Source organism: Litorivivens lipolytica (assembly GCF_014191715.1).
Taxonomy (GTDB): domain Bacteria; phylum Pseudomonadota; class Gammaproteobacteria; order Pseudomonadales; family Spongiibacteraceae; genus Litorivivens; species Litorivivens lipolytica.
In genome coordinates, this window is record NZ_JACHWY010000004.1 from 38041 (window position 1) to 63918 (window position 25878).

Genomic DNA, 25878 nt, shown 5'->3' on the forward strand with positions numbered 1-25878 from the left:
AGTTTTTAAACTTGCGCATGCGCAAGGTGCCTGCCGCGTCTTTGCCCGATAACAAGGTCTTTATAAATCTACAGCAGGCTCGTTCCTTACCAAGGCGTCGTGATCTATCGCTCCCCACTCAGCCCCGCAGTCATTGCAATGCCACTCCTTGGAGTTAGGTCCCACTATGCAGCCACCGAGACTAATTCTTCCTGCTTCGATAAGGGGCCGTGCAAGATCCATATTGGGGAGCCCATAGGAGATGTAGGCAATGTTCTTACCGTGACAATTAGGGCAGTCTTCTTCGCAGGTTGGAGGGTAATTATTCTTCTCGCCCATGGGATCTATGACTCCTTGCTTGGGATAAGCTGACACACCACTCATGCTATCACGGTCGAGCCTATACCCAAGCTGCCTTAAAGGCATGGCATTGCGTATGCGCAAGATCAAAGTTGTGCTCGAACAAAGAGGCCTTTTTAAAGCCCCGACTTCTGCCTGGATGCCGCGCTTCGCGAGTGGATGGGATCTCCATAGGAGCATCATGCCGCGGTGTCGAACCCATACAGATCCTAAACCCCAAAACCTCTCTCTCCATAGGAACAGCGCAAGGGCAAAGGCAAGGGAAAACAAGGGGAAAGACAAAGGCGGAGAAAAGGTTCGGGCTTGAGCGCTCGGGTCGTATCAATCGGGCCCGGTTCAAGTACTACGGAGTGGGTCATATTGCTCAACACTAACAAAGTGCTGTTTGGTTCGCCCCAAACATTTGCAGGGCATCTGTTCGGGACGAGGGTGGGGCTGCCAGTAAATTGCAGTAGGACAAAGGCGTTTATAGTGCCGCCATTACCCCGCTCACGCTGGTTGGTGCTGGATCTGCCTTTGGATCTGGAGCCGACTCTTTGTTTGTATGATCGACAGCAACAAAGGCATCAGTATTTTCCAGTTCGACCCAGTCACTGTGAAGAAGCCCCATGCCGCCAGAGCCATCCAACCCGGCGGGCCTATCAGTACGCCGATCGTCGAAGACATCCCGGTATAGACGGCAAAGGGGAGGGTGATGCCCACCGCATGGGTTATAAAGCCCAGCGCTGTCGTCGCTCCGGCATAGACTGCAAACCCAGAGGCATTGGCCAACGCCAATATTGATGCGGTAGTTCTGACGCCTCTCAAGCTACGATCCTTCACACCAGCTGCTTCCCACATAGGGGCCGCGTCCACCTCCCTCGTAAAGACCTCTCGTCTCTGTGGCGGGGTCATACGGGACAGCGCTGCTACGATCACGGCATCAGGGAGGTACATCTCATACTCTGCCATGGAGCTGCAGTGCTTATTGATCTGCATGACCTTGGCCGCCCCTCTGAGCAATTCCTCGTAGGTAGGGCAAGTTGGGGAGGCGTGCACTTTGTCGAATACACCCTTTACCTTTCCGGCGATCGTGTGCCGTGCTTTGGAGTGGAACGCCCAGGTAATGGCGTGCTCGATGTCTTCCAGTGAGGCGGCTTCTTCGAGGTCGCAGATGATGGCGAGGTTGGCGATGTCTCGTTTGTCCCAGTCGCGTATCAGGTCAACGATCTTTGTCTGACTATCCATCTTTCTTCGCTTCCAGAATCATTTCGGTTCGGGTTCGAACGCGAGGCAGATGTCGCACATCATCAAAACCGTCATCTAGTGGGTCAATCTGTTCGGGTTGTTCGGGCAGCTTTGTTCTAGCGGGAGGTTTGCGTTGGGATTGTTCTGGTGCTGCATTGCGTCTCAGGCTATGTTCGACAAAGACAAAGTAGTTGATCGCCACGAGAAACCAGAGCGCCCAGCGGGCGTAGAAGCTGTAGGCCGCATATTCCGTATGTCCCGTCTCCCTGAAGAATGCGAGTGCCTCGTGGTGCACGAGGTTGATCGCCAAAATAGCCGTGGTGGCAAACAGTGCGCCGCGGAATCGAGGTCGTAGGTACCGCCGCCAAATCAAATAGAAGGCGCCGGTGCGCAGTAGTGGAGTCAGCATCAGAAGGAACCAAAGGTCAGGGCAGAGATCAGGGCGCCAATGCTGAGGTCGCGGTAGGTCGCCTTAATCTTGGCTTCCTCCTCCGCCACGATCGCCTCTTTCTCTTCACGGGTGATTGCTTCGGGGGGGACACCCTCCATTGCTAATCGCTTCTTAGCACGCTTGATCGCTCCTTCTCGGATGCGCGTTTGATACTTATCCATGAGCTTGCCTTTAGCAGATCTTAGCATTTCCGGTTTTCCAAAATCTCAATGCGTTACGAATAGTTGGGCTGTGTAATGTAGCTGCAGTTGATCCGGTGCTATTGGTAGTTCACCTGCTGAGCAGAGGTTTGCGCGATTGCAACGCGGACCAATAACCCGGGGCCCAGCTTTTATTTACCACAAACCTTTTGTTAGCCAAATATTATTTATTCCTCAAAGCCTCAGTTGGTATTAAGAGGTTAGGCCGACATAAATGGGTGCGCGCCGCGGCGAACTATTCTATCTGGCATAGTTAAAGTGTTATTTTAGTAATATGCTTTTATTAGCAGGTCTGGTTGGTTACTATGATAACTGGAGCACAGAAAATGAATAATTCATCTAGCGGTGGTGGTGGGAACACAAAGAGTTACACCCCCAACATAAGAGATGGAAAAGGTCTAATTATAAGCAAAGCGATTTATATGGTTCTGAGATATTTGGGGGTGGTGATTTATGGGGGATAACACGGCAAAGCAACGATCGCCGCGTATTGCATCTGGCCGCAACATTCCGCGCACATCTGTTGATGAGATTGCGTCAAATGTCGCGGGTAAGGCTCATAAAGAGCTGTTATCCCAAATGGCCGATATCGGGGACCTGCGAGGTGATACGAGTCTGCGGTTGCAAATGGAGACACAGGAGCATGTTCGCTTGCGCAAGCAGCAGTGTGCTGCCGCACTCCTTACAGTTCTGAGACAAGAGGGGTATAAAGACCCATCAGTCATCAGTGCATCGACTAGCTGGAGTGCTGATACCTCCCGTCGGTTTTTGAGAGCCAGCGATGCAGATGTCCTAGAAATTGCAAAAATTGCCTTCTCATATCTCGTATTGAATATCCCCGAGTCTATCGTGCTGTCGGTCTTAGACGACACGGAGCGCGATCTGGCTGAAGAATTGCGGCTCGCACTTAACGGATTGCCAGGTTATATCCAAGCGTTTGAATTCAACAATTAATTCTTAATGCGAGTTGAATAAGAAGAGGGAGCTAGAGATGAAGCCGAATAAGAAAGATGGGGCACAGTTAGCGAGAGAATATGCGACGATAGACTACCTGACTTCTGCTGGAATGCACTCCGTTCACATCCAAGATTTGACTAAAGTGAACAGTGCAAGATTGCAAAGTCGTCGCCTGCAGCTCAATAGACAAGGTCTTCGTAAAAGTAGCGCGGGTGGAGGTAAGACGTCAGCTCGGTCTACGATTACTAATACCTTGCAGGTTCTTGAGCATACGATCGTGCTAAAACTTTATGCTGCGGCGGCAGGTTGCAATTCTGAGAATAAAAAGGACCCATCAGTTTTTTCGCCTACCCCAGAAACGGTGGTGCGTGTTTATAGGCAATATCTTGATTTTGTATCTTCAGTTCCTGCTTTCTACCCCCTTTTTAGTAAGTACAAGCGAAAGCTTTTTAATGTCGATAAAGTTTATATGCTGATCCGTGAGTACGCTCTTGCTCAATCGCGGATGACGACTTGTGGTCAATGCAAATCTGATTACGCATCGCATCCAGATCAGTCTGTCTCAGACATGATGTGTCCATTTTGTAAGCTCGAAAATATATCTTTTGCGTAATGCATCTGAAAACGTGTTTGGCTTGCGCATGCGCAAGCCAAACACATTAAACAGTGAGCTATCTACTGGTGCCGATTTCTTTGGTACTTCTTGTTTTGGCGGGGACGAAGTAATGAAACCGTTGCTAGCTAATTTTATACTGCTGTGAGTCGCGGGCTAAGCCCGCAGCAACATGGCGATTCATTTGTACATGTAAAGTAGCGGCTCCGTAAGGCGCGTATTCCTGATGCAAGCGCGGGTTAGCCAAATTGCCTGCGCGAAGAGGTGAATAGGTATGGCGGCTCTCTGTGAGATGATCAGTATTTGGTAGTTGTTACCGAAGCAGATAGGGGCATTGCTAAGGCGGTCGAGCAGAGCTTACGAGCCTAAGGATAAAGAGTAAGCATGGATGGCAGAGTCAGTAAACAGGACGCTTTTGATAGTAGTTCAGAGGCGGTAATTAAAGATAATGAGTTGGTCTTAAGTTTCTTGGCAGGCTCAAAGCTTCTTGAAGATTATGGCTTGCGTTCTATTTCTGCGATGAGGGTATTTATATTCATTGGTAGCAGGCCTGACCATTCGCTTAATTACATTGCCAGTGCGCTTGGCTTTGAATCTCATAATGCGGTTGCAAAGATATTCTATAAATTGCGTAATCATCAGCGAGGGCCTCTCGTCATGCATCGTTCCAGGGAATTTTTAAGTGCGAATGAGGTGTCTCAAGCGAACAATATAAAGGCAACCACCCTAACGCCAGAGGGGAAAGAAATATATGATAAGTTCCTCGCTTTGGTGAGTGAGGGAGGTCGTCTATCCTTCAGCGAAGGTGTGTAACAAATACGACAATACTGCAATAAAAATTGTTAGTGTTTTATCATCTTTGAATATTGCGTGAATCTCATAAGTGCTTGTTACTTGCGTAGGCGAATACGGTTGAGCTGAGCTCTTTGACTTGGGCCAATAGAGTCGTTTTCTCTTGGATAAGAGAGTTTTTGTCGTCGAGTAGTGCGGATTTATCCTCTTGGAGCGACCTAACCGTTTCTCTAAGTTCCGTAATTTGTTCGCTGCAGATATGGACAGCTTTGTCTGTCTTATCAAGGAGTGCTTGCGTGTACTTTAAGTCGCTTTCCGCTTTCGCGCCGTGGGCTAAGGCTGAATTCAGACGTGATTCCATATCGCGTGCTTTATCAGAAAGCGAAGAGCATTCCGAACTGGTTCTCCTCAGCTTGTCTTGGAGGTCCCCGTTCTGCTTGCGAAGCAGCTGGTTTTCCGCCTGCAGTCGTTCGCAGCTGCCTTTTGCGCTAGCATGCTGCTCCGTTTTCTGAATCACTGATTCAGTAAGCTGTCCAAGCTGGACGTCTTTTCCCTGAAGAGACTCTTGCAGTTGCGATATCTGGGAGTCTTTCTCTTTAGAATATTTCTGCAGTCTATCTCGGTCCTGCTTTAACGTGGAGGATTCCTGCCGGCTCTCCGAAAGCAGAGCCTCAGTTTTGCGCAGCGCTTTTTCCATGCTATCTAATTGCTGCTTCGCGTCGTCAAGATTGGCGATGAGCGAGGTGTTTATTTCGGCAAGAGAGCGGTTCTGAGCTTCGCTATCTTCGAGCGCCTGCGAAAGCGCTTCAATTTTTTGGTTTTGCTCAGCAGTGGAGTCTTCAAAGTCTGCCAGAGCGGATGATTTTATCGCTTCCCACAGTGCAGTTACTGTATCCGTGAGCTCGGTCGGGAGCTTATCTGGGTCACGCATTAGGGCTGCCTTTGATTGCTGTAGGCGCCTCCAGCTTTGCATGTGCTTGTTTATAGTCGTCATCGACCCGCCGAGGATGTCGTGGACCCGCTTATCAGTCGGGTTGATACCTTCGTCTAGCAGATCTTGTGCAGCACGGAATACTTCCGATTGAGTGACGCCACCTTTGGCCATGTCCGCCTCCGTCAGATGTTATTTTGTTTTTATTATCAATGGCTTGAATGTATACCCGCCGCTGCAATCATCAGCGCAGGGTGGTTTTCAGCATTATAACGTAGTGTAGCGTAGTGTAGCGGAATACGCCTAATAATGCTTGATATATTACTTATGTAAATATACATTTATAAAAGTAACTGATAGGATTTGGTTCTGGGGTTCGATAAACATCGATCAAAAATATGGTGCCGCGGAGCGAATCGATAATGGCCGACAAAGTCTTATCTGGTGAGTTGCTCGACCTATCCGATGTCTCGTCGCAATTGGTTCCTCAAACGCCAGGCCCGGAGTACGCAAATCCGGCCCTCCTTTATCTATCCTCCCTGACATCAGCTAGCAGCCGGCGTGCGATGGCATCCGCGCTGAAAAATATCGCGATTATTCTGGGGTGCACTTCGATCGAAGACTGCCCCTGGGAAAAAATTGAACGCCAGCATGTGTTTCTGGTGAAGGCGGCTATGTCGAAGGCCGGCAAAACGCCCAATGGCATCAATATGTATCTGTCCGCCATCAGGGGCGTGGCCCGTGAAGCCCACTATGCAAAGCGGATCGATAAAGACCACTACGATGCTATTGCCTCCGTTAAGTCAGAAACCGGTTCGCGTCTTGCCGTCGGTCGGAGTTTGCCGCTGACGGAAGTAAATGCGCTATTAAAGTCCTGCTGGGACGAAGGCACTGCAGCTGGCGCCCGAGATGCGTTAATGATGCTCCTGTTGTACGCGTGCGGCCTTCGCCGGTCAGAGCTCGTTTCCGTTGAGAAGCGTGATCTAAACCTTGCGGAGGGGTGGGTGCGAATTATCGGCAAAGGCAACAAGCAAAGAGCAGTCCCCATTGAGATACCCATCGTCATCGATGCGGCTCGGCACTATATAGAGGAATGGAGGGGCAATCACGAAGGCCCCCTCTTCACTCGGATACTTAAGAACGGCACGATTAAAGATACCGCCCTATCCGACCAAGCGGTCTACTACATACTGGATAAGCGCCGAGGCCTAGCGGGACTGGGCGAGCTCTCTCCCCACGATATGCGCCGCACGTTTATTACGACGCTGCTCGACGCGAACATAAACCTAAAAACGGTGGCGGATCTGGCAGGACATAAAAGTGTGAATACGACTGCGCGTTATGACAGGGGGGGAGAGAAAAGAATGCGGGAAGCGGTTGGGCGCCTCCCCTCGCCAACCACTCCTCGGGTGAACTGACCTATACCGGGAATTTTCATGTAGCGGCCGAGTATACTCAGCTTGACCTTCCTTGTTGACGTCATTTTGACGCTCTTAATTCCTGTGAGTCCCTAATCTAGAGTGGCGAACTATTTCGTCTACTCGGTTGATTGTATTAAAAGGCCTGCATGGGCCGGAGGGCGACAACGTTATCGCTTCTTCTATTGGCCTCGTTGGCGCTGAATGCAAAGTGATCAGCTACAGCTGCGAGTTGCCTATCTAGTGTTCTGTAGTCGCCTAAATGAGAAAGCGCTGCGAAATCTTCCCAAGAGGCTATTATTCGCCCCCAGTGCGGGCTGATTCGCCCTATTTTATTCAGCTTTGTCCGCCGATCTACTATTAAGCTCAGTAATCGTTGGCAGCCTACAAAATCTTCGGAAGTCTCGGGCGGTGCACTTCGATCGGTTTTTTCGTTATTTAGAAGTTGCCAGAACGCCCGCACACACAGGCTCTCCTTTTGGCTAACAATTTTCACTGTGTGGGCGCCTTAGATATCCGATCGCTTCATCAATAATTGCTGAATCTTGTGTACTACCGACAGTGCATATCATATATCGGTGGACCGAAGTTTGAGTGTAGCAAAGCGGGTGAAAATACCTCATTTTCATATTGAACCCGCTGGGTATTACTCTATGCCGCTTCCTTATCTATCGGCTTTCGCGGAGCTTATGAGTTCAAAGCATGGATTTAACCTGCGCTTAGGGAGTAGCTATAGCGGTGATTTAGCAGTCCCGATGGCTTAATGGGGCTTTAGTGCGTTCAATTAACTATGCACTACGGCTAAATTCAGAACGACCGGGATCATGTGAAGTAACGTTCCCGGCTCGTTCTACCTCGCGGTTTGCTATACTTGCTTCCAATGATATGGGCTGAGGGTTTCGAATGATTATGAAAGCCAGTGAATTTTTGCGCCCAATGGTGGGTCTATATTTCGTGGGACTAGCCGTGATAATGGCTGTTACGGTCGTTGGCTACTTCGCTTTCCCAGGAGTGCTAGCGAAGGTTTTCATATCTACTATCGGTGTGACCCTGGCCGTTTTGTGGATTCCGTTGAGCGGCATGCTGGTGTGTAAACGCTTGGCTCAGACAGAGGCTTAGCATCAAGTACTACGCGTCAAAATGTCACCCTTCACGTCGACTGCTGCAGTTTCTTTATTCGGCCTCTTTGATTTCTGTCGAGCGACATGACGTTCCTTTTTAGTCGTAGCCTGCGACGGAATGCCCCCCGTAGGGTTCGCCTTTGTTTGCCGTTAACATTACCTTTTACCCCTTGACGTGTGTAACCCAGTTTTCCATACGGATTCCCTTGACCCTCTCAAACTCTCTTAGATTGTTCGAGACCAGTATTAGAACGCCTCTCGTGGCGCCTACTCTTGGCTTACTCGCTCCTCCATAAAGTCATCAGTTACCGCAGGCCCATTTAAGAAAAAGCTATCCCACGTATTCTCTAGTGGAGAGATTATTCTTTCTTTGCCTTGCACCCGAACATTGACCTTTTTTACCCCTTCAGGGAATCGGGTATCCGCTGGTAGCCGAACGGCCTGAGTGCTATTGTTCTCAAAGACTGTGCCTGTGCTCATGCGATCCTCAAATATGTATATAGCGCGTACGTATAAGGCAATTGTATATAGAATATTGCCCTTCGTATTTAGGTGGGCGCAAGCCTCTGCACGACTCACGAAAGGCAAGGGAGATTCTTTTGTCCCGGGCATCTATGTAAACCAGCGTCATGTCAGGCGAAGCATGACCCAGAACGGTTTGGGTGGTTTTCAAGTCATACCCCCGGCGATCCATCCAGATCGCCAGACTGCGGCGCCCACTGTGTGAGCCAGCCTCAACGCCGGCCCGCTTAATAAGCTCTCTGACAAGGTTTTCAAGGCTGTCACAGCAGGTAGATGATTCGTGGGTTTCCGGTTTTGGTGTAGTTGCCGGGCAGTCTGAAACTTCCCCTTAGTTCACCGTCAGAACATCCCGAATCTTTAGCTGGGCCGCCTCGTTGATCCGTAGGCCGCTCCCAAACAGCATCCAGAGCAACGCTACATTGCGAGGCCCAGTCGCTCCCCGTGAAGCGGCCCATAGGACATGCGCGAGTTGCTTTGGGGTATCAATTATTTGAGCCTTGCCGCGCCCTGGTTCGTAAATATCTTTGAGCCGGTTGTTTGGTCGCCGCATAAGTCAGCCTCCGGATTATCACAAACACCGTTATGTGCCGATATGTGATATATGCTGTTTTTAAAGTGGTTTTTAACCCTAAAGCTAGCAATTCCGGGGCTTCATGGGAATGTTGGATGGGGGCGAGCCCGCCCGGACACGAGGCGGTTAACGTCCTGGGCGTGGGGCGCTATACTGGGTATTGCGTTGGACGGCGCCGCTCTGGAAACCCAGCGTGTAGGAAAGAGCGATCATGGAAAAGTCAGGGGTTGTGTAGTGTACACTACAGAAAACTGGCTTTTGGTTATATCGAAAGCCCCCTATATACCCCTTTGATGTATATAGGCGTTGATTCAAGCGCCCCACCTGCAAAAGTGGTCAATATTCAACCAAAAATTCAATCGTACGATTGAATTTTTGTTCATTATTTGATCGCCCGTCGTAATTGAAGTTCTAAAACCCTCTAATGAGACATCAAGTGACCACTTGATCTAGTCATTTCACGATACCATAATGACCATGGTTACATGACTATAGGTGTTGTTATGCAGGAACAGGTTTCAAAGTCTCAATTCAAGGCCAAAGCGCTTGAGCTATTTAGGCAGGTTGAGTCGAGCGGCCAGGCCGTGATCGTGACAGACCATGGTAAACCAACTATTGAGGTGCGCCAGTATCGTAACGTTGAACGTAACCCGCTGGACGTTCTTAGGGGTAGCGTGACTGAATACTCTGAGCCTACGGAACCTGTGGGCGAGGGTGAATGGGAGGCGCTTGGGTGATCGTTCTGGATACGCATACCCTTATCTGGTGGGTTAACGGTGACAAGCAGTTATCAACGAACGCAAAGAAGGCAATTGAGTCGGAACTACCGGATGGGCAAGTATTCGTTTCTTCGATAAGCGCCTGGGAGATCGCCATGCTGGTTTCAAAAGGAAGACTGGCGCTTACGATGGATATTGACGACTGGCTGGACACCGTTTCCGCCATTGATGGCATCTCATTTGTCCCAGTTACTACGGATGTCGCTGTGCAGTCGGTTCGACTGCCTGGTGAGTTCCATTCTGACCCCGCAGATCGGATCATCGTCGCTTTAGCTCGGCATCGTTCCGTTTCGCTTGTGACTGCTGATACCAAAATTCGAGAGTATCGGCATGTCAAAACCATTTGGTAAGAACTAGATGAGCGTATTCCCATGCGGCGGGAATGTTGTATGGGCGAGTTTTTGGCGCCGGCCGGCAGTGGTGGGCGGTTAGCGTTCCGGGGTAGGGGCGGTATACTGGGTGGCTATGGGGGCGGGCCATCGCGAGTGCGGCCCTGAAACTAAAAAGCCCCGGCACGCAATACGCACCGGGGCTTTACACATGTGCCAATGTTGCGAGGGCTTCACCGGGTTAGCGGGAGAGGTCACATCGCTGGCTATGGGTGGATTATATTAAAACGCGACCAAGGAAGTCAAATTGCGCAACTTGAACCATGCGGCCATTGAGCCCTACATCTCGACCCCCCGGCTGGATGCCTACCGTCACTTTTTTAACCCTGTCGATGATGTCGCCCTGCTGGGGGCCTACCAGTGGAACAAAGAGGTAGCCGGTGCATTTTTCCCACTGTTGCAGACGCTGGAGATAACGCTGCGCAATGCGATACACGGTGAGGCCTCCAAGCTCTGGGGGCAGGCTTGGTTCGATAATGTTCAAACTAAGGCTCGCCCGACCCCAGCGCAGCAGAGGCACACCCGGCAGCATGGGGTCAACATATCAAAGGCGCGGCAGGCTTTAGGACGACGGGCAAGCCCAGATCGTATTGTGGCCATGCAGACGCTCGGGTTCTGGACCAACCTCTTCAACGAGGTGTTTGATGTGAACGGGCAGCCCCGCGCACTTTGGCCTACCTTGCTACAGCCGGTGTTCCCTCATGCGACAAGAGTTCATCGTCAGCGCGATCCTATCCGGCGGTCGCTGGTTAAAATACAAAGATTTCGGAACCGGGCGTTTCATCACGAACCGCTGTGGAAGCATCGGCATCCCGCGAATCCTCACCAGGCTATCCAGAACCTTTTAGACATGGTCCATGATGTTGCAGAGCTCATCGGCTGGATTTCGACCGACACCACGGCATACCTTCGCGCTGCCGGATACATCGAAAACCTGAACAGGGTGATTTCAGTTGATCACTTGAACTACCTGCAAACGCCGGGCAACGATTCGCTTCCGCTGGCGCAAGCCCGGCGAACCTTGCGTAAGTTAGTCAGCTCCAGTCCGGGCATCCAGGATATTACCCGCCGCGGGGAGCGGGTAGCACGACTGATTACCTAGCTAGTGCTACCCTGTCTCGCTTTCTCTGGTCCGTTTGGGCAGGGTTTTTACCTTTTTTAGAGAACTACGCCCCCCGCATGAAGGATAGGAAAGCCTCCCTCACCTCTTTGTGCGTTCGGTCATGTTTATCCCCTGCCCAGATATCTATGGTCAAACCGCCGTAGGATGCCCTGGATCTGCTACGGGTAGTGAACCCGAACTCGCCGTCATCAATCTCCGACCACTCCAGCGCCTCCGCATCAGGGAGATACTCAGCAATTTTCTCGGCCGTGATGACTTGGCCAGGCGTGTACCGAAGCGTTGGGCCGCTGAAAATATTTTCCGGTATCAATGAAACGTTAAACTCAGCGTTTGGGTTGATGCAGTTCAGTCCGCCTCGATAATTAATATTTCTCGCGATCAGGGCCCCATCTTTGGGCCAATCGTCCTCGGTGAGGAGAGCCGGCTCTGCAATTTTGATAACGATAGGATCGCTAGTTTTGCGTGTCGGCTCTGGATCGGAATTTATCTCGGCAGAACCCGTTTTGGAATGTAGCGGGGCCCCATCTAAGAATCGCTTGGGTCCGAGCGCCCAAAGATTATTGATGTTGGAAAGGTAGGTCATGGCCTTCCCACTTGAATCGTCGATGACGCTATATCGGTAGCTCGTCGACTGGATGGTTGCGCGCGGATCGAAGCCCCCTACATCTGCGGACCATGGGTCATCGAGCTGATCAGCAATCGCTGAAATGGTGTCTTTGTACTCGTCGAACACGGCGTCTGTAGCGGACTCAATAAAGGCTTCGTCCACAAGTACACTCAGATGCCCTTTGCGCTCACCTATAAACAGGATCGGTGCCGCGAGTCCCGCGATATAAATATTCTCAAGGGCTTTGATGACACGGGCGTCGTGGTCTTCGTCCCAGAGTATGGCGATATCTTGGACTGGGTGTGCGTTGGTGTTTTGCGTGGTGCTGCCGTCGGAGCGTGACGAACGAAGTGCGCCAATTCCGGGAAGCTGAACCGCACGAAGAATAGAGTAATGTGTTCCGCGGCCAATCGTACCGATAGGGGCGGGTTCGTCGTAGAGGGTAGTAAATAAGCTTGAGTACAGGCGTGCGTCAGCCATAGAGGTTCTCCATTGTCGATGGTAGATCGTAACGTCAGTTACGGCAGAGGGCTTTCGGCCCTTCCGCCAGTCGAGGGCAAGATTAACACGCAATTTATTTCTTTGAAAAGCTCTATGTTAAATTAGGAGTATTCAATTGATTAGTTTCAGACACCGTGCCGCGCCGTACTCACCATTGCTATACAGACACTGAGCTCGCCAAGTTAGGCGATCGTTATCTGTCCAAACATGATTATCCCAACCTGGGTTCCTATGGCTACCAAGTGCGATTTCAGGGGCGAGGCTCAACACGCTATGCCCGACTGTCGTTGAGGCCCGCCCGAGAAATCGGTCGGGCCTTTTATTTGCCTGGTGATATCTTACGATTCAAAGGCTGCTGTACTTCTCTAACAGAAAAACCTAAATCTATCACAACCATTTCTGCAATATAACATCGACCGTTTCACTCGGGTGGTTTTCACCCTGAGCGCCCCCCGTGCATTCTATTCTCTGCCGGTATGATGCGTGTGACAAACCACCAAGGGAAGATTATGCGATTTAGTAAGACGATATTTCTCGCTGCAGTTTTGGTTTCTGCTGCCGGCTGCATGCATGAGGACGATGACGACGATGATAGAAACGCCATGCCCGCGGCTAACGAAGAGTCAATTAGAGACTTTATCCGGTCAGCAAATGGAAATAGCTATAAGTTCCCGTGGATCAATGCAGATCACGATACCAAGGTAGCCACCAATGAGCGTTTGAAGCAGTGGGATGTAACGACTCAAGGGTTGATTCCGGTTAAACACAATAATGTGCAAATCGCGATTGATGCGATGAACGCTATTGAGGACAAGCTGGGCACAACCTTGTTCGATCGCACATCAATTCAAAGCACGCCAGACGATCAGATCCAGAAAGGTATCGTTGTCAGCTATGGTACGGCGGTTGGCGCTTCAGGCGGCCCGGAAGCGAATGCCTGTGGCCATGTAGGTGCGTTAGGCGGTTCGACGGGTTGGCCGAGAAACTTCTATGGCGAAACTGGGCACATGGATAGCGTTCTGCAGGTCAATCTGGACTCAAGTTCGCCAGACGGCTGCACCGGCGGACTTTCACTTGATGTGACCATCCATGAGTTTATGCACGCACTGGGCATGGGAGACCATTTTGACGGGTTTGGCTTCGGTCCTGCGATTCACGCCAATGCGTGGAATGTGTTGCACAACATACTGAACAATAGCCCCGGTACGGCGATGGACAGTTTGTTTGTCGAGAAGAAATTTCAGTAATCATAAAACCCGCTTCGGCGGGTTTTTCATTTCTATGGGTCTTTTCTCGCGGCCTAGCGGGAAAGCCAGTCTACCCAGGACTGCTCTGAGACAAGCGCTAGCGAATGACCATCTCGCTTCAACTGAATTGCCTGCTCGATCTTGCGACCGTGCGAGGTATACACCCAGTCTCGACTTGCAAGTTCACCGGTAACCAATACCTGTAGTTTGGATGAAACAGAGCGCTTTACGATTGCGCCGCGTGATTGAGCGTCTTCGTGGAGCTTCTGGCGGCTTGCGGTGAGGCATTTACCAGTAAAGCAAACTGTCAGGCCGTCAATGGGTAGTTCAGGCATTGGATCGCAGAAAGCAGTGACTGCGAAGCCCTCAGCAAGGCCGGTGTCGGTGAAGCGGGCGCCTGTAACCCCTTTTACTACCGTGAGCAATTCAGCCCGTTCATCATCAGTTATTACGCCGTCAGCCAGAATGATATCGAGCCGCGCGGCAAGCTCTGAGGCAGGCCACTGGAAATCGTCCCCTACCGCCGTGTGAAGCATTTTGCGCAATTCGTGGACTTCCTTGTCCGAGATGTAGTCGTCAGCTGCAATTCCCTTGCAGAAGCCAATGAGCTGGTTTGTAAAGGCGTCGATGGAGTCGGCGAAAATATCACTGTACTCAAGGATATCCGCCACCATCTGGGCAAGTTCTTTCCTCTCCTCGGGTTCGATCTCGCCGTCCTGAAGTATATCTCTGACAAAGTCAGCGAGATCGAGCAGGTCTCCGTCTTTTTGAAGGGCGTCTACGCTGTCTAGCCACGCCTGAAGGAATACGATTTCGCGATCTTTCAGGCCTTCGATTTCTATCCCTTCGAGGATACCGCGAAGACAGAGAGCCAGCTTTTCCTTGTTGGCACGGTGGTTGAACCCTCGCGAAAGAGGCTGCCCATCTTTATTCAGGTGTTGAGCCCACTCAATCATTGTCTCCTCCTCCCAACGAGTTCATTTTCTCTTCGTCACGGACCTCTGTTAGCGCAGAAGCCAGCATGCCAGAAGGGACGGCTACGACACCGAGCCCAATGACCAAAATGAAGGTAGTGAATATGCGACCGCCGGCCGTTATCGGGTAGACATCCCCATAACCGACCGTCGTCAGTGTCGCAACCGCCCACCAAAGCGAATGGAATACTGAAGGGAAAGCGTCTGGCTGTACCGGGTTCTCAAAGAGATAGATGCCGGCGGCAGCGAGGTACAGGACGATCAGGGACGCGGCGCCATAAAGCACCAATTCATCTTTGATTTTTCCAAAAGCACGGCTGAGGCGGGTAATTGCGCGACTGTAGCGCAGGAGCTTGAATAGCCTAAGCAGCCTCAGTGCACGCAATGGCGACAGATTCAGACCGCCAGCAATGTAAAATGGAGCAACTGCCAAAAGGTCTACAATCCCGTAAAAGCTAAAAACAAATTTTGGACGAGAGCTAGCCACGTAGAATCGCAGTAAATACTCAGCGGTAAATAATGCTACCACCGAGAGTTCGATCGCCCTAAGCGTATTTCGTAGATCTGTGGAGATTGTTGGTAGCGTTTCTATCGAGAATGAAATCAGCGAGACTACGATTGCACATTGTATCACCGTGTCAAATATCTTTCCCGCTAACGTTTCGCGAGTTTCGACGATGTTTTGAAGCTGCGCTTTCATTCGGCGTCCTATTACGAGCGTCGTCGAAAGTTCGTCGAGGGGGTAATAGGGGGTGGAATTCGTTTTGCCACCTGAACATCTGAACTTTCGAGCGATTGTGCGATTGCAATCAGCGTATTTTCCATATAAACCACGTATTCCTGAGCACTTGGATCTTTCAGTGATTTCGTCTGATACATGATCTTAACTAGGGTCACACCTCGCACGAAATCTTCCTGATGTGCAATTTCTCTTTCAATTTCTTCGAGCCTGTCAACGAGCCCTGAAAACCCAGCGTCCTCGATTGGGATGCATACATCGAATGCTTTTTTGACGCCTTTTGCCGCATCATATGAGCTAGCATCCGACCCACGCAGTAAGGAGTGGATTGACGCTTGAAATTGGTTGTATAACTTATCCAGTTCAGACGATTTTCCGAGGCCGAACATAACTCCCTCTCCAGAGCGCTTTGATTCATGCAAGCCAAGCGTACGCGTTCAATGCTATAACGGCCAAACTTGTTATAGGTGCTAGCTCATAGAACAAGGCCCAGGTGGACCGCCCCACAACTAACGCAGCTACGATTGATGTCCCTACGATTGCAGCAAGCGGTATCCACCACGCCACATTCATAAACCCCCAGATAATGATGGCAAAGGTTGATAGCATGCCAAAGAAGCTTATTGCCGCCACCAAAGGGTTGGTTGTCTCGACTCCGCCTCTGGCTGCGATCGTGACGGCGCGCGCCGAGATCATTCCGCAGGTCAATGCAGAAACTAGAAGTAGAATGTTTGAGTCCATATCTTCCCCCGATGTGTTCTTGTTATTGGTCTAGCAATAGCTTAGCGAAAGTCTGGGGGCATTTCGAGCGTGCTTTCGGTTCTGTTAGCAGTTGCGCCGTAAACCCTCGTCCTATTAGGGCGGGGATATAAGGCGCCCAGGCGCTAGCCTGGCGGTGTATCCTGTTGTTCGATGTACTGACGAAGCACTTCTATAGGCGCACCACCTGCGGAGCAAGCAAAATATGAACGACTCCAAAGCGCGGAGCTTTTCGAAAGTCTTTGCAACTCAGGATGCAATCCTCTAAGGCGTCTCGATCCAGTCGCCTTGAGCTGGTTCGCAAGCCATGATATCGAGATACGCGGCGGGTACTTTACGAGAAGGTGTACGTGATCCTGTTCCCCATCAAACTGCTCTAGTACGCAACCATTCTTGTCGCACACATGCTTAAACGCCCAAGATATATCCTCTATATGTCGCCCGGTTAATACCTTTCGGCGATACTTGGTCGTGAATACCAAGTGCGCATAAAGTAGCGTTACGCTGTGTCTTTTTCGGATCGCTTCATCGTACATCCCAGAAACCTTGCGCCATGTATATACATACAGTATATTCATCTTCATGTTACGCGCAATGAAAGTCAGGCTGTATCCGGATGATCAGGCAAAAGCCGAATTGGATCGGCAGTTTGGCGCTGTGCGCTTCGTCTACAACAAAGCACTCGCGATAATCAGCCACCGATACAAGGTTCACGGCGATTCTTTGCGCGCCTCAAAGGATATAAAACCTCTACTCGCTGTTGCAAAGCGAAGCCGAAAATACAGCTGGCTCAAAGATTTTGATTCAATTGCTCTGCAAGAAGCTTGTCGCAATCTCGACACGGCCTTTAAAAACTTCTTCGACAAATCCAGTCCGTCACGCTATCCAAGGTTTAAGAGTCGGCGCGGCCAGCAGTCGAGCTATCATTGCACTGGAACTACGGCATACGACGATGAAAGCATCACCCTGCCGAAGATTGGCAAAATTCCAGCAAAAATACACAGAGATATTAAGGGGTCTCTAAAAAGCATCACAGTATCGCGCTCGCCGACTGGAAAATACTACGCTGCGATACTTGTAGATACTGACGAGGTTCTGCCTGAGCAGATCACGGATATCAATGCTCACTCCGTAAGAGGCATTGATGTTGGCCTTGCGGCCCTGGTCAATTGCGACAATGGCATTAAAATAGATAATCCGCGGTTTATACAAAGATCGACTAAGAATCTAAGGCGAAAGCAAAAATCGCTTTCTCGAAAAAAGAAAGGCAGCTCGAATCGTGCGAAAGCTCGGCTCGCTGTTGCCAAGTGCCATGAGAAAGTGGCGAATGCTCGAAATGACTTCCAGCACAAACTATCCCGACGACTGGTTGACGAAAACCAAGCGATCGTTGTCGAGACACTGAAAGTCAAAAACATGATGAAGAACCGGCGCTTGTCAAAAGCAATTGCCGATGCAAGCTGGCACAGCCAGATCGAAAAGCTGAGCTACAAAGCCGAACAAGCCGGCAAGCATCTGGTCAAAATAGACCAATGGTTTGCCTCGTCAAAGACCTGCTCTTGCTGTGGGAAAAAGGTTGAAAAACTGCCTTTAAATATCCGATCCTGGACATGCGCCTGCGGCGCAGTCCTGGATCGCGATACGAACGCAGCGATCAACATAAGACAGCAAGGAATTTTAAAGTTAAAAGCGCGGGGCTCGCCGTTTCTGCTCATGGAGGCCTGCGTAAGACCGACACATTGTCGGCTGCGGCCTGAGAAGTGAGAAGCCTCACCCTAGCGAAGCGTAGGGTGGGGAGAAGTCACAGTAATCGGTATGGCAGAGCTTCAGGCGCTGGCGGATGATACTAGGTGTGAGGTTGAGGAATTACGTGCGGACTACGTCGCTGCTGGGTGGATCGTTGAGCCGCTGCTAAATGAGCATTTTGCAGCGCAGCACATCATTTTGCACCGCAAGCTCAATGCTGTGGCGACAATGATTCTCTCCAAGCCTGAGCAAATTAATTGTGATAGTGAAGGTCCAGATATGCCTCAAAGCCACCAGCAGTGGCTAACCGAAAACTTCTACGGGGGCTGGATTGCTAACGAGCTTTCCGCTGAACTGGGGTTTGATCACACCACTGTCGACTACAGAAAATACAGACACAGGCGATAGTTTGCGAAGGACGTTCTCAGCATCAGCTTAGCTCTGCAGCGTGTCGTACCTTCTCGCCCGGATGATCGCTTCTCGTACATCCGAACAGTCGCTTAGCGCGTCGTGAGTACGCCTTTGGAGTCCACATATACGAATAAACTCTTCTGTTTCATCGGCAGTCAGCAACGTGAAAACACTTGCTAGCTCGGGCATTTCATCGTGTACTTCGGCGCTTTCGAAAAGTTGGCTCAGCCAGAATTGATCGTGCCCTGGCGCGTCACTATAGAGCTCACAACCGCGAAACGTTTCATTTAGTCTTTGACAAGCTTCGTAGATGGATATGCCTTCGGCCAACAGCTTCGCCCGAGAAATGCCATGCAGATCCTGCGCGTTGTAATCCCAGTATGTCCATCCTTCCGCTGGGACGATAAAGAACCCATCAGGCGGGCCTCCATCTAAACCCACCCACGCCACCTGAATCGGGTAACTTTCTGGTGAAAGCCCTGATGCCTCAATGTCGACTATGTAGGAGAGACGATTGGCTGTCATTTGATCTCGTCAGGGCTAAATCGCCCTACGCCGATTGAGTGATAGCTTTGGCCTAGAAGCCGATCGTGTTGAACCGCTGCCTGGAGACTCCGTGCCTGCAGATCGTACAGTACTATTAGGCTCGGCTTCCCGCTCATCTAGCGGTTTCTCCAATAGTTCCTCTCGTACGATCCCGATATGCCTCGGAGCGGTAATTCCCAAGCGGACCTGTCCGCCACTGATGCTGGAAACCTGAATCTCTACGTCCTGCAACACGGGAATAGACTCGCTGAGACCGAGCTCGTATGGCTGCTCATCACCAGGAATCTTTATGGTTGCTGTTTGACTGGTGATAGCGACGACGGTAACCCTGAACTGGCCGTCGATGATGATACTTTCGCCTCGCTGGCGAGCTAAAATAAGCATGCTTTTCCTTCCACTTCCCTATGACATTGCGCCGTGCAAAGACGGTTTTGCTAAGGCGTTATTCTTACTATTTGCGTCTAGCAAATGTAGTATGACATTCATATTCGCTTTGGCAATATGTGATAAGGCGCGGATCCACCATACCGGCGTAAACGCCTTCGGTGGTTTGATATTTCAAAGGATAAGAACAAGGGAGTGCAACGTGAGCGACCAGTGGTGGATAAATGTCGAAGGTGAACGGAGAGGACCTTTAAGCGAATCGGAGCTGAGGAAACTTTGCCAAAACGGTGGAGTCGACAGCCGCGCAATGGTGTGGCGCCACGGCCTTGGTAGCTGGAAACCTCTTGGCAGCATTGATGGATTTCAACAAGCACCTTCTACCGCCAGCTCAGAACAAACGCAAGATGAGGTCACAACCTCTCTTCCTGCTGATCTAGCATCAGGGGTGGTCGCCGGCCCTTGGCGGCGCTATATAGCTAGAACGGTAGATATTTGGGTGCTAGGGTTACTACTAGGTTACCCTCTTGGCTATTTTGCGAGCATGGTCTCCCCAACGCTCCAGCATTGGCTCTTGGAAACACCGGCGCTTCTTCTTGGCTGGTTCATGGCCCCTTTTATACTGTTTGTCGAAGCCCTGCTTTTTGCCCTTACCGGGACGACAATTGGAAAAGCTCTGTTTAACGTTAACGTGCGCAATGCCAGTGGTAATCGTTTAACTGCTGGAATGTACCTCGCACGCCAGGCGAGGGTTTACTGGTCAGGTCTCGGAACAGGTTTCCCGTTGATAAGTCTGTTCACATGCGTGTACCAGCATGGCCGTGTCAAACAGGGCAAGCCAGCAAGCTATGATGAAGGCCGCTATATCGTAAGTGCCGCTCCTATGGGTAGTGGTCGGATTGTGTTGGCAGTGACCGTTATTTCCCTTGTTTTGCTAGCAAATGGTATGGTTACTGCCTATGTCAATCAGACCGAAAGGGAGTCCGACTATAACGACGACTATGTGATATCTCAGCGCAATCTCAACTCTGAGCTACGGGAAATAGCAACAATCAGCAATGAGTCACTTCCTATGATGGTCGACGAAGTCACCCGACTCGATCGGCAAGAAGCGCTGAGCAACGAATATCGAAGCTACTTTACGCTCGTTTCTTACCCCGCTGACGAGCTTGATCCAGATATGGTTGAGGAAGTAATGCGACCCTCTCTTATAGAGAACGCGTGTACGAATCCGGATGCAGCGTTCTTTCGCGAGAATGGTATAGTATTGAGCTATCACTACAGCGGGAATAACCAGAGACCAATTCGCTTGGTCAGGATTGACCCCGCGGTCGAGTGCCAGTGAAGATTAACTTTTTCCTGGAATCAAGCAAGGCATCTTAGTTGCGACCTACAAAAGAACAATCGGCTTTTATCCAGCATTCCGGAGGCCATGCAAAGGTCATAGCAGTAGCCGGGGCGGGCAAGTCGACCACGCTGGTTGAATACGTTCTTGCCCAGCTCGAAAGGGGCACCGATCCGCGGCTGATGCGCGTGATCATGTTCAACAAAGATGCACAAGTGGAGTTTGTGCAGAAGCTGGAGCGCCGTGGAGCCGGCCGTTACACTCTCCCGGAGGTGCGTACCTTTCATTCTATGGGGCTTAAGCTGTATAAAAACCTTATCCAGCGGGGTTTCCTGCCAAGCATTGATACGCGCCCTCTTTCCGAAAAGCAGGTCAATCTTCAAATACTCAAACTGCTGCAACAACTCGGTGGCGAGTCGCTCAAGGCAGAGCTGCAAGCCAATCGACGACAGCAATGGATATCCGCCGCGGCGTCATTCATTGATAACGTGAAAGCTGATGTCGTTTCAGCCCGAGATACCTTTAAGCGATTGCAGCTTGGCAGTGAATGTAAGTTCTTTATCGAGCTATTTGACAGTTTTGAGCACTGGCGTAAATCTAAGTGCAAGATCACCTACGCGGACATGCTGTTTGATCCCGTCATGTGTCTTCGCTCAAATACGAATGCTGTCGATATAGTGGCCAACCGAGTGGATTTCATCCTGATCGATGAGATGCAGGACATTAACGGCATACAGGCCTATCTGGTAAACACCCTTGCGGGATGCCGGGCGCAGGTCGTTGGCATTGGCGACCCTGATCAAACTATTTATGAGTGGAGAGGAAGTCGTCCGGAATTCATGCTCCACGATTTTGACTTAGCTTATCCGGGCACCACCAAGTACTCGTTGAGCCACACATTCCGCTACGGCCATACACTAGCGCTCGCGGCGAACAGCCTTATTGGCCACAACAAAGAGCGAGAAGACGTCGTATGCTTGGCGGCGCCCGATGGACGAAAGACCTCCGTGCAACTCGAACATTGTGAAAATCAGGCGGCAGCTGCCTGCACCATCGTACGCAAGGCGCTTGCCAGCGGAGGTGATCCCAAAGACGTAGCCATTCTGTTTCGAGTGTGGTCCCAAAGCACGGCAGTCGAGCTCCGCCTCCTGTCGGCCGGGATAACTTATCGCATGGACGGCGGTCGCTATGCACTCAAGCGCGATGAGGTTCAATCGTTGAACACCGTCCTCCAGTTTGCCTCCGGCGACGTGTGGGAGCATTCAGACGCTGACCGGGAATCCCGGTTTGTCACGCTGCTACAAATCTGCAACCTCAAGGTGAATGGCCCTGTTCTGGCCGGCGCAGCCGAAGCAATGGCTGGAGGAGAGAGAGCTGTACAGCCATTTTTGGCGAAGCTTGAGGGTTGGCCGGCGCGGCAGCTCTCGCGAGTTTGGGATGCGTTACTCGCCACTGTTCCAGTCAAGCAAAGTGCCTACCTGGTATTGCGCGGGTTTTGCATAGAGATGGATCTGATTAGGGCTCTCCAGGCTGGCGCTTTGGGTGAGCAGGACGGTGATGAGGCCGCCGAGGTCGTATCCGCGTTTCTTGATTTCGTCAGAGAACAGAGGGAGGTGTCTGCCCACGACATGACCGTAAGGCTTGATGAGCTGGTCGCTGGTCTGACCAACACCGAGCGTAACACCTCGCAGCAACCTATCACGCTAACATCAATCCACCGGGCCAAGGGTTTGGAATGGGGCACCGTGGTTATCCCGGGTCTGAGCGACAAGAACTATCCGCACCAAACCTCAAAGCAGCTAGAAGAAGGTCGCGAGCCAACGCCGAGAGAGATCGAATCGGAAAGGCGCTTACTGTATGTGGCCATGACGCGGGCGATTCGATCGGTGCACCTGATTGCGCCGGAGCTGCCCGTTGGTGGTGATGACGTTTCGTTGGCGCTGGGGTCCCCCACTACACCGAGCCGCTTCTTAGAAGAGATCAACCTGGATGAGGCCCAGGCTATTTCCGGCACACTGGATAGCGGCCAGGCGGAATTCTCACCCGAGCGGCCCTTAAGCAAAAGTGGTGAAGCCTATCTGGCGGCGCTCGATCACGAGCTAATCGTTAAGGCACCGGAGGATCAACAGACAACACTGGGCTGTGGCGCCGCGGTCTACCACAGAAAGTTCGGGGGTGGACGTATTGTTTCAGAAAACCCTATTTTTTTCTGGGTTGAATTTGAGAAGGACCGCAGGCGAGTTCTCAGGCTAAGCGCCGGGCAGCATCTAAGCTTAATCTCAGAGGACGAGTTCGACTCAATGCGCAATCCACGCCCTGTTCGATCTCTTAAAAAAACCCCGCGCCCTCCTAGAAAGCCATCTGAGCGAGAACCGGTCACTCTATGGGCATTGGTCAAGGGACAGATTGTCTACCACAAGAATTTTGGCGAAGGGCGTGTCGTTACTCTCAAACGAGGTTCTGTCATGGTGGATTTTGGCGCCGAAGGGGTGAAGGAGTTTCCGAACGACACTGTACATGATTCCCTTCTTGCGTGAGATCCCCACCTACCAATGGCCACAACTCAATCATTGTCCTGCCCTTCCATCGAGTCCATTTTCTCCTCGTCACGGACTTCTGTTAAAGTTGATAGGTAAACACCAAACGATGTCAAAAGAACTGTACCACTACAGAAAATCCCGAGCCCAGTGGGCCTTTCTTTTTCTCAATATGGCTATCGCGTGCTGGGTCTATATCGGCGCCATTTTCGCCGCAGAAAGGTTTTTCGCAGTGGACATCCCTGCTGATACTCGTTTCTGGGCGGTGCTGGGGTTTTCCATTGCCAGCGTTCTACTGCTGGCCTTCGTTTATTGGCTGCTCACACATCCTGCCGTGTATGAGGCGATCATCACGGAAGAGCGCTTTGTTGTGAGCTATCCGGATTCAGAGGCGTGGTCTTTCGACGTATCGATCGCCGATATTAAGCGGTTTGAACACCGGCGCAAGCTCTCTCATGCGGGAGATGGAATCACCTACAGCGGCATCCTGATGAAGAATGGAACGTTCCACAACGTGTCCATGAACTACGGCAATAACATCAACAAGATGTTTAAAGCCATTAAGACCATTCGCCCAGAGCTTGAGTTTCCGAGCCAGATCAACCAAAAGGTTGAGGGGCCCCTGGCGCGGGACTACAAGCCTTAATCCCTACTACGTCAGGGTAATACTGGCGTTTTCAGGAACGGTGAATTTCTTTTCACAGTTATCGCATTCTGCTTCGGCGCCCCTCGGGTCCATGACCCAATTTGAATTACCACACCCACAATGCGGGCAGTCGACGACGGCCGTGTAACTGCTTACGCGTATTTCCATTGAACCATCTCTCCAAATCCTTCCACGATAAGGTCAAGTTATCATGAGGTGGACCTGCCACAGCGTTCGTATAGGGGAGTTTTCGCACCGAGAGGGATGCTCCGACTCAGGAATTGTGCCTCGCGCGTGATACTGTATATAATTACAGCATGGTCATTTTGCGCTACCGATACAATGCCGTGTTAACCACCCTCTCCGAGCTTGGCCCCAATAAGGTCGATGTGGTCCCTGTGTTACTGAAAAACGGAGATTTCCACCGGGTAGCGTGGGGCGGATTCCTCGATCAGACCGAGGTTGAAGGTGAAGGCCGCTACTCCGGTTCCGCCAGGCCGATCAAGCTGGACATTCTGGAGTACAGCGTCGCACCCGGGCATTTCCCGGTATGGCGGAAGGTGCCTGATAAAAAGGCAGTGCAAGGTGCCCTCCTCAACGAGAGGGCCTTCTGTGTGGTTAGAGATGGGATGCCTAAGATGGTGCCGCGGCCGGCGGCCACCGCTAGCTAGTCATCGCCGACGGACGCTCCACGGAAAACTCGCTCAGTATCTGAGTGAACTCGTCAAAGTATAAGTCGCGGTACTGATTGGTTACCCGCAATGCTGATGGATGGGCCGCATGCACGACCGTAATGCCGGCCTCTCGATCTGTCCGGATGGCGAAGTTCATGGCTCGCTTGCCGGGCTTAACCGACCGCCTTTCAAACTTATAGCTTGGCCCACCCAGGATGGGAGAGTCGATAACGCCACGCAGCCGCCGATGATTGCAAAAGCTGCTCGGCGCCAAGACATATCGGGGTTTTAGCAGATCGACCATAGCTCGGACTTGGGAATCGCCAAACTGCAGGACGCGGTTAAGCAGCTCCGGAGATTTCTCATCCAGCGTTTTGAACAGTGAATCGATATTTTTACTCCCCCAAGGGATGATGTTGGCAAACATGATCGCTTCAGCCCCGCCGGCGCGCTCGAAGGAATCGCAATAGAACTTCCAGCCGGCATGTTTGACCGTTGATAGGGGGTCCCAATGATCAGGGTCATCCGGCGCTACGTCACAGATCCAGCGTTTTTCCAACTGCGACAAGAAGGCCTCGTAGTGCTCATGGTCTGTTTGCGACACGATACGCGCTAGCGATTCCGGCGCATTTGGGTTGGCGCCGAGCCACAACACATCGATACCGCCGCGCTCTGAAACTTTCTCCCACACCCGGTCGCTCAGGTACTCACCTTCGAACGATCCGCGGAAGTAGTGACATGAAACACCGGTGCCGGCACGCAGAATGCTGTTCTGTTCTTGCCGCACAAAGTCGGCGACGTTTTCATTGATCTTATGCAGCATGATGACCTGCCTCCATCTGACGAGCTTGTATCTCTTCCACGGCAAGTTTGTGGCCCCGTCGTGACAGCTGCCACACCTGGAAGTTGTATACCGTGCCCTCCTGTTTCGCTTTGAGCGCTTGAATGGTTTGCAGTATTTCAGGGTAGTTCTGGCAGAGAGTAAGGAATTCCATGGAAAAGTCGCTTTCCGTCATCCTCGACACCGCAACTTCAAAGACTGAGGAGCTGGTAGAATGCTCGTTCCAGAAGAATCCAATGCAGAGGACAGCCGCGATAAGCGCCAAAATCGCGAGGCCCGGCGCGGGGCTGAACATAGCTCCGATCCCAAGCAACAGCATGATAGCTGCAATGCTACCGCTGACTTGCAGAGCGTCTCGGCGCTCCGCCTTCATGTACGAGGCCTTGTACCCGGCGATATCTTGCGGGCTCACTGGCTTCAATGCTGAAGCCTTTTCCAAAAAGATGAACACATTCATGTCTTAGCCAGTCCATTGGTCGAATGGAGATATC

General features: G+C 51.3%; 28 protein-coding genes and 1 pseudogene. 14 read left to right on the top strand and 15 right to left on the bottom strand.

Annotation, left to right across the window (positions count from 1 at the left end):
• Positions 1-828: 828 nt before the first annotated feature.
• The 3 genes from FHR99_RS15780 to FHR99_RS16410 are packed head-to-tail and all read right to left on the bottom strand — an operon-like array spanning position 829 to position 2115.
• Positions 829-1566: a hypothetical protein gene (locus FHR99_RS15780; protein WP_183411706.1), complete on the bottom strand. Its 738-nt coding sequence runs from the start codon at positions 1564-1566 to the stop codon at positions 829-831.
• The gene (locus FHR99_RS15785; protein WP_183411708.1) at positions 1559-1975 is read right to left on the bottom strand and encodes a hypothetical protein; all 417 of its coding nucleotides are present in this window, start codon (positions 1973-1975) and stop codon (positions 1559-1561) included. Before FHR99_RS15785 ends, FHR99_RS15780 begins: the two co-directional genes overlap by 8 nt.
• The gene (locus FHR99_RS16410; protein ID WP_246387149.1) at positions 1975-2115 is read right to left on the bottom strand and encodes a hypothetical protein; all 141 of its coding nucleotides are present in this window, start codon (positions 2113-2115) and stop codon (positions 1975-1977) included. Before FHR99_RS16410 ends, FHR99_RS15785 begins: the two co-directional genes overlap by 1 nt.
• A gap of 555 nt (positions 2116-2670) precedes the next feature.
• On the opposite strand from FHR99_RS16410, the gene FHR99_RS15795 reads away from it, so the two are divergent.
• The 3 genes from FHR99_RS15795 to FHR99_RS15805 all read left to right on the top strand — a co-directional run bounded on the left by FHR99_RS15795 (position 2671) and on the right by FHR99_RS15805 (position 4600).
• The gene (locus tag FHR99_RS15795; protein WP_183411710.1) at positions 2671-3171 is read left to right on the top strand and encodes a hypothetical protein; all 501 of its coding nucleotides are present in this window, start codon (positions 2671-2673) and stop codon (positions 3169-3171) included.
• Between the two features lie 37 nt (positions 3172-3208).
• Entirely contained in the window at positions 3209-3787 is a 579-nt protein-coding gene (locus tag FHR99_RS15800; protein ID WP_183411711.1) for a FlhC family transcriptional regulator, read from the top strand.
• A gap of 384 nt (positions 3788-4171) precedes the next feature.
• A complete protein-coding gene (locus FHR99_RS15805) occupies positions 4172-4600 on the top strand; it encodes a hypothetical protein (protein WP_183411713.1) in 429 nt (142 codons plus the stop codon).
• Between the two features lie 64 nt (positions 4601-4664).
• On the opposite strand, the gene FHR99_RS15810 is transcribed toward FHR99_RS15805, so the two are convergent.
• A complete protein-coding gene (locus tag FHR99_RS15810) occupies positions 4665-5684 on the bottom strand; it encodes a DNA-binding protein (protein WP_183411714.1) in 1020 nt (339 codons plus the stop codon).
• 248 nt (positions 5685-5932) lie between these two features.
• Here FHR99_RS15810 and FHR99_RS15815 point away from each other — a divergent pair, with 248 nt between their 5' ends.
• Positions 5933-6928, top strand: coding sequence for a tyrosine-type recombinase/integrase (locus tag FHR99_RS15815; protein ID WP_183411716.1), 996 nt, complete (start codon positions 5933-5935; stop codon positions 6926-6928).
• 1388 nt (positions 6929-8316) lie between these two features.
• Here the strand turns inward: FHR99_RS15815 and vapB are convergent.
• Both vapB and FHR99_RS16655 read right to left on the bottom strand, forming a co-directional pair.
• Positions 8317-8529: a type II toxin-antitoxin system VapB family antitoxin gene (gene vapB / locus FHR99_RS15820; RefSeq protein WP_183411718.1), complete on the bottom strand. Its 213-nt coding sequence runs from the start codon at positions 8527-8529 to the stop codon at positions 8317-8319.
• Between the two features lie 7 nt (positions 8530-8536).
• Positions 8537-8827, bottom strand: a pseudogene (locus FHR99_RS16655) (tyrosine-type recombinase/integrase); the annotation flags it as partial.
• 818 nt (positions 8828-9645) lie between these two features.
• Here FHR99_RS16655 and FHR99_RS15830 point away from each other — a divergent pair.
• From FHR99_RS15830 to FHR99_RS15840, 3 genes are all read left to right on the top strand, one after another.
• Positions 9646-9879 carry a type II toxin-antitoxin system Phd/YefM family antitoxin gene (locus FHR99_RS15830; RefSeq protein ID WP_246387152.1) on the top strand — a complete coding sequence of 78 codons (234 nt, stop codon included), beginning with the start codon at positions 9646-9648 and terminating at the stop codon, positions 9877-9879.
• Positions 9876-10271, top strand: coding sequence for a PIN domain-containing protein (locus FHR99_RS15835; protein WP_183411721.1), 396 nt, complete (start codon positions 9876-9878; stop codon positions 10269-10271). Before FHR99_RS15830 ends, FHR99_RS15835 begins: the two co-directional genes overlap by 4 nt.
• A 286-nt stretch (positions 10272-10557) precedes the next feature.
• A complete protein-coding gene (locus FHR99_RS15840; protein ID WP_183411722.1) occupies positions 10558-11412 on the top strand; it encodes an Abi family protein in 855 nt (284 codons plus the stop codon).
• A gap of 64 nt (positions 11413-11476) precedes the next feature.
• On the opposite strand, the gene FHR99_RS15845 is transcribed toward FHR99_RS15840, so the two are convergent.
• The gene (locus FHR99_RS15845; protein ID WP_183411723.1) at positions 11477-12520 is read right to left on the bottom strand and encodes a hypothetical protein; all 1044 of its coding nucleotides are present in this window, start codon (positions 12518-12520) and stop codon (positions 11477-11479) included.
• A 530-nt stretch (positions 12521-13050) separates the two neighbouring features.
• On the opposite strand from FHR99_RS15845, the gene FHR99_RS15850 reads away from it, so the two are divergent.
• Positions 13051-13788 (top strand): hypothetical protein, encoded by a 738-nt coding sequence (locus tag FHR99_RS15850; RefSeq protein WP_183411725.1) that lies wholly within the window; start codon positions 13051-13053, stop codon positions 13786-13788.
• Between the two features lie 53 nt (positions 13789-13841).
• Here FHR99_RS15850 and FHR99_RS15855 read toward each other — a convergent pair whose 3' ends face one another.
• The 4 genes from FHR99_RS15855 to tnpA all read right to left on the bottom strand — a co-directional run bounded on the left by FHR99_RS15855 (position 13842) and on the right by tnpA (position 16796).
• The gene (locus tag FHR99_RS15855) at positions 13842-14744 is read right to left on the bottom strand and encodes a BRCT domain-containing protein (RefSeq protein WP_183411727.1); all 903 of its coding nucleotides are present in this window, start codon (positions 14742-14744) and stop codon (positions 13842-13844) included.
• Entirely contained in the window at positions 14737-15462 is a 726-nt protein-coding gene (locus FHR99_RS15860; protein ID WP_183411728.1) for an ion transporter, read from the bottom strand. The genes FHR99_RS15855 and FHR99_RS15860 overlap by 8 nt, the downstream gene beginning before the upstream one ends.
• Before the next feature lie 11 nt (positions 15463-15473).
• Positions 15474-15890, bottom strand: a complete 417-nt coding sequence (locus tag FHR99_RS15865) for a hypothetical protein (RefSeq protein WP_183411730.1) — start codon at positions 15888-15890, stop codon at positions 15474-15476.
• A 495-nt stretch (positions 15891-16385) separates the two neighbouring features.
• Positions 16386-16796: an IS200/IS605 family transposase gene (gene tnpA, locus FHR99_RS15870; RefSeq protein WP_183411768.1), complete on the bottom strand. Its 411-nt coding sequence runs from the start codon at positions 16794-16796 to the stop codon at positions 16386-16388.
• 58 nt (positions 16797-16854) lie between these two features.
• On the opposite strand from tnpA, the gene FHR99_RS15875 reads away from it, so the two are divergent.
• A complete protein-coding gene (locus FHR99_RS15875; protein ID WP_343067646.1) occupies positions 16855-18024 on the top strand; it encodes an RNA-guided endonuclease InsQ/TnpB family protein in 1170 nt (389 codons plus the stop codon).
• A 51-nt stretch (positions 18025-18075) separates the two neighbouring features.
• Positions 18076-18414, top strand: a complete 339-nt coding sequence (locus FHR99_RS15880; RefSeq protein WP_183411733.1) for a hypothetical protein — start codon at positions 18076-18078, stop codon at positions 18412-18414.
• A gap of 27 nt (positions 18415-18441) precedes the next feature.
• Here the strand turns inward: FHR99_RS15880 and FHR99_RS15885 are convergent, their stop codons facing one another.
• Positions 18442-18942, bottom strand: coding sequence for a hypothetical protein (locus FHR99_RS15885; RefSeq protein WP_183411734.1), 501 nt, complete (start codon positions 18940-18942; stop codon positions 18442-18444).
• A gap of 15 nt (positions 18943-18957) precedes the next feature.
• The gene (locus tag FHR99_RS16660) at positions 18958-19347 is read right to left on the bottom strand and encodes a carbon storage regulator (protein WP_183411769.1); all 390 of its coding nucleotides are present in this window, start codon (positions 19345-19347) and stop codon (positions 18958-18960) included.
• A 202-nt stretch (positions 19348-19549) separates the two neighbouring features.
• Between FHR99_RS16660 and FHR99_RS15895 the strand changes: the two genes are divergently transcribed.
• The 4 genes from FHR99_RS15895 to FHR99_RS15910 all read left to right on the top strand — a co-directional run bounded on the left by FHR99_RS15895 (position 19550) and on the right by FHR99_RS15910 (position 24543).
• Complete coding sequence (locus FHR99_RS15895) at positions 19550-20689, top strand: RDD family protein (protein WP_183411735.1); 1140 nt, start codon at positions 19550-19552, stop codon at positions 20687-20689.
• A 38-nt stretch (positions 20690-20727) separates the two neighbouring features.
• Positions 20728-23226 (top strand): ATP-dependent helicase, encoded by a 2499-nt coding sequence (locus FHR99_RS15900; protein WP_183411736.1) that lies wholly within the window; start codon positions 20728-20730, stop codon positions 23224-23226.
• A 109-nt stretch (positions 23227-23335) separates the two neighbouring features.
• Positions 23336-23872 (top strand): hypothetical protein, encoded by a 537-nt coding sequence (locus FHR99_RS15905; protein WP_183411737.1) that lies wholly within the window; start codon positions 23336-23338, stop codon positions 23870-23872.
• Between the two features lie 326 nt (positions 23873-24198).
• The gene (locus FHR99_RS15910; RefSeq protein ID WP_183411738.1) at positions 24199-24543 is read left to right on the top strand and encodes a hypothetical protein; all 345 of its coding nucleotides are present in this window, start codon (positions 24199-24201) and stop codon (positions 24541-24543) included.
• Here FHR99_RS15910 and FHR99_RS15915 read toward each other — a convergent pair.
• Positions 24536-25369, bottom strand: coding sequence for a hypothetical protein (locus tag FHR99_RS15915; RefSeq protein WP_183411739.1), 834 nt, complete (start codon positions 25367-25369; stop codon positions 24536-24538). The two genes, FHR99_RS15910 and FHR99_RS15915, sit on opposite strands and share 8 nt — an antisense overlap.
• A complete protein-coding gene (locus tag FHR99_RS15920; RefSeq protein WP_183411740.1) occupies positions 25359-25844 on the bottom strand; it encodes a hypothetical protein in 486 nt (161 codons plus the stop codon). Before FHR99_RS15920 ends, FHR99_RS15915 begins: the two co-directional genes overlap by 11 nt.
• Positions 25845-25878 lie beyond the last annotated feature (34 nt).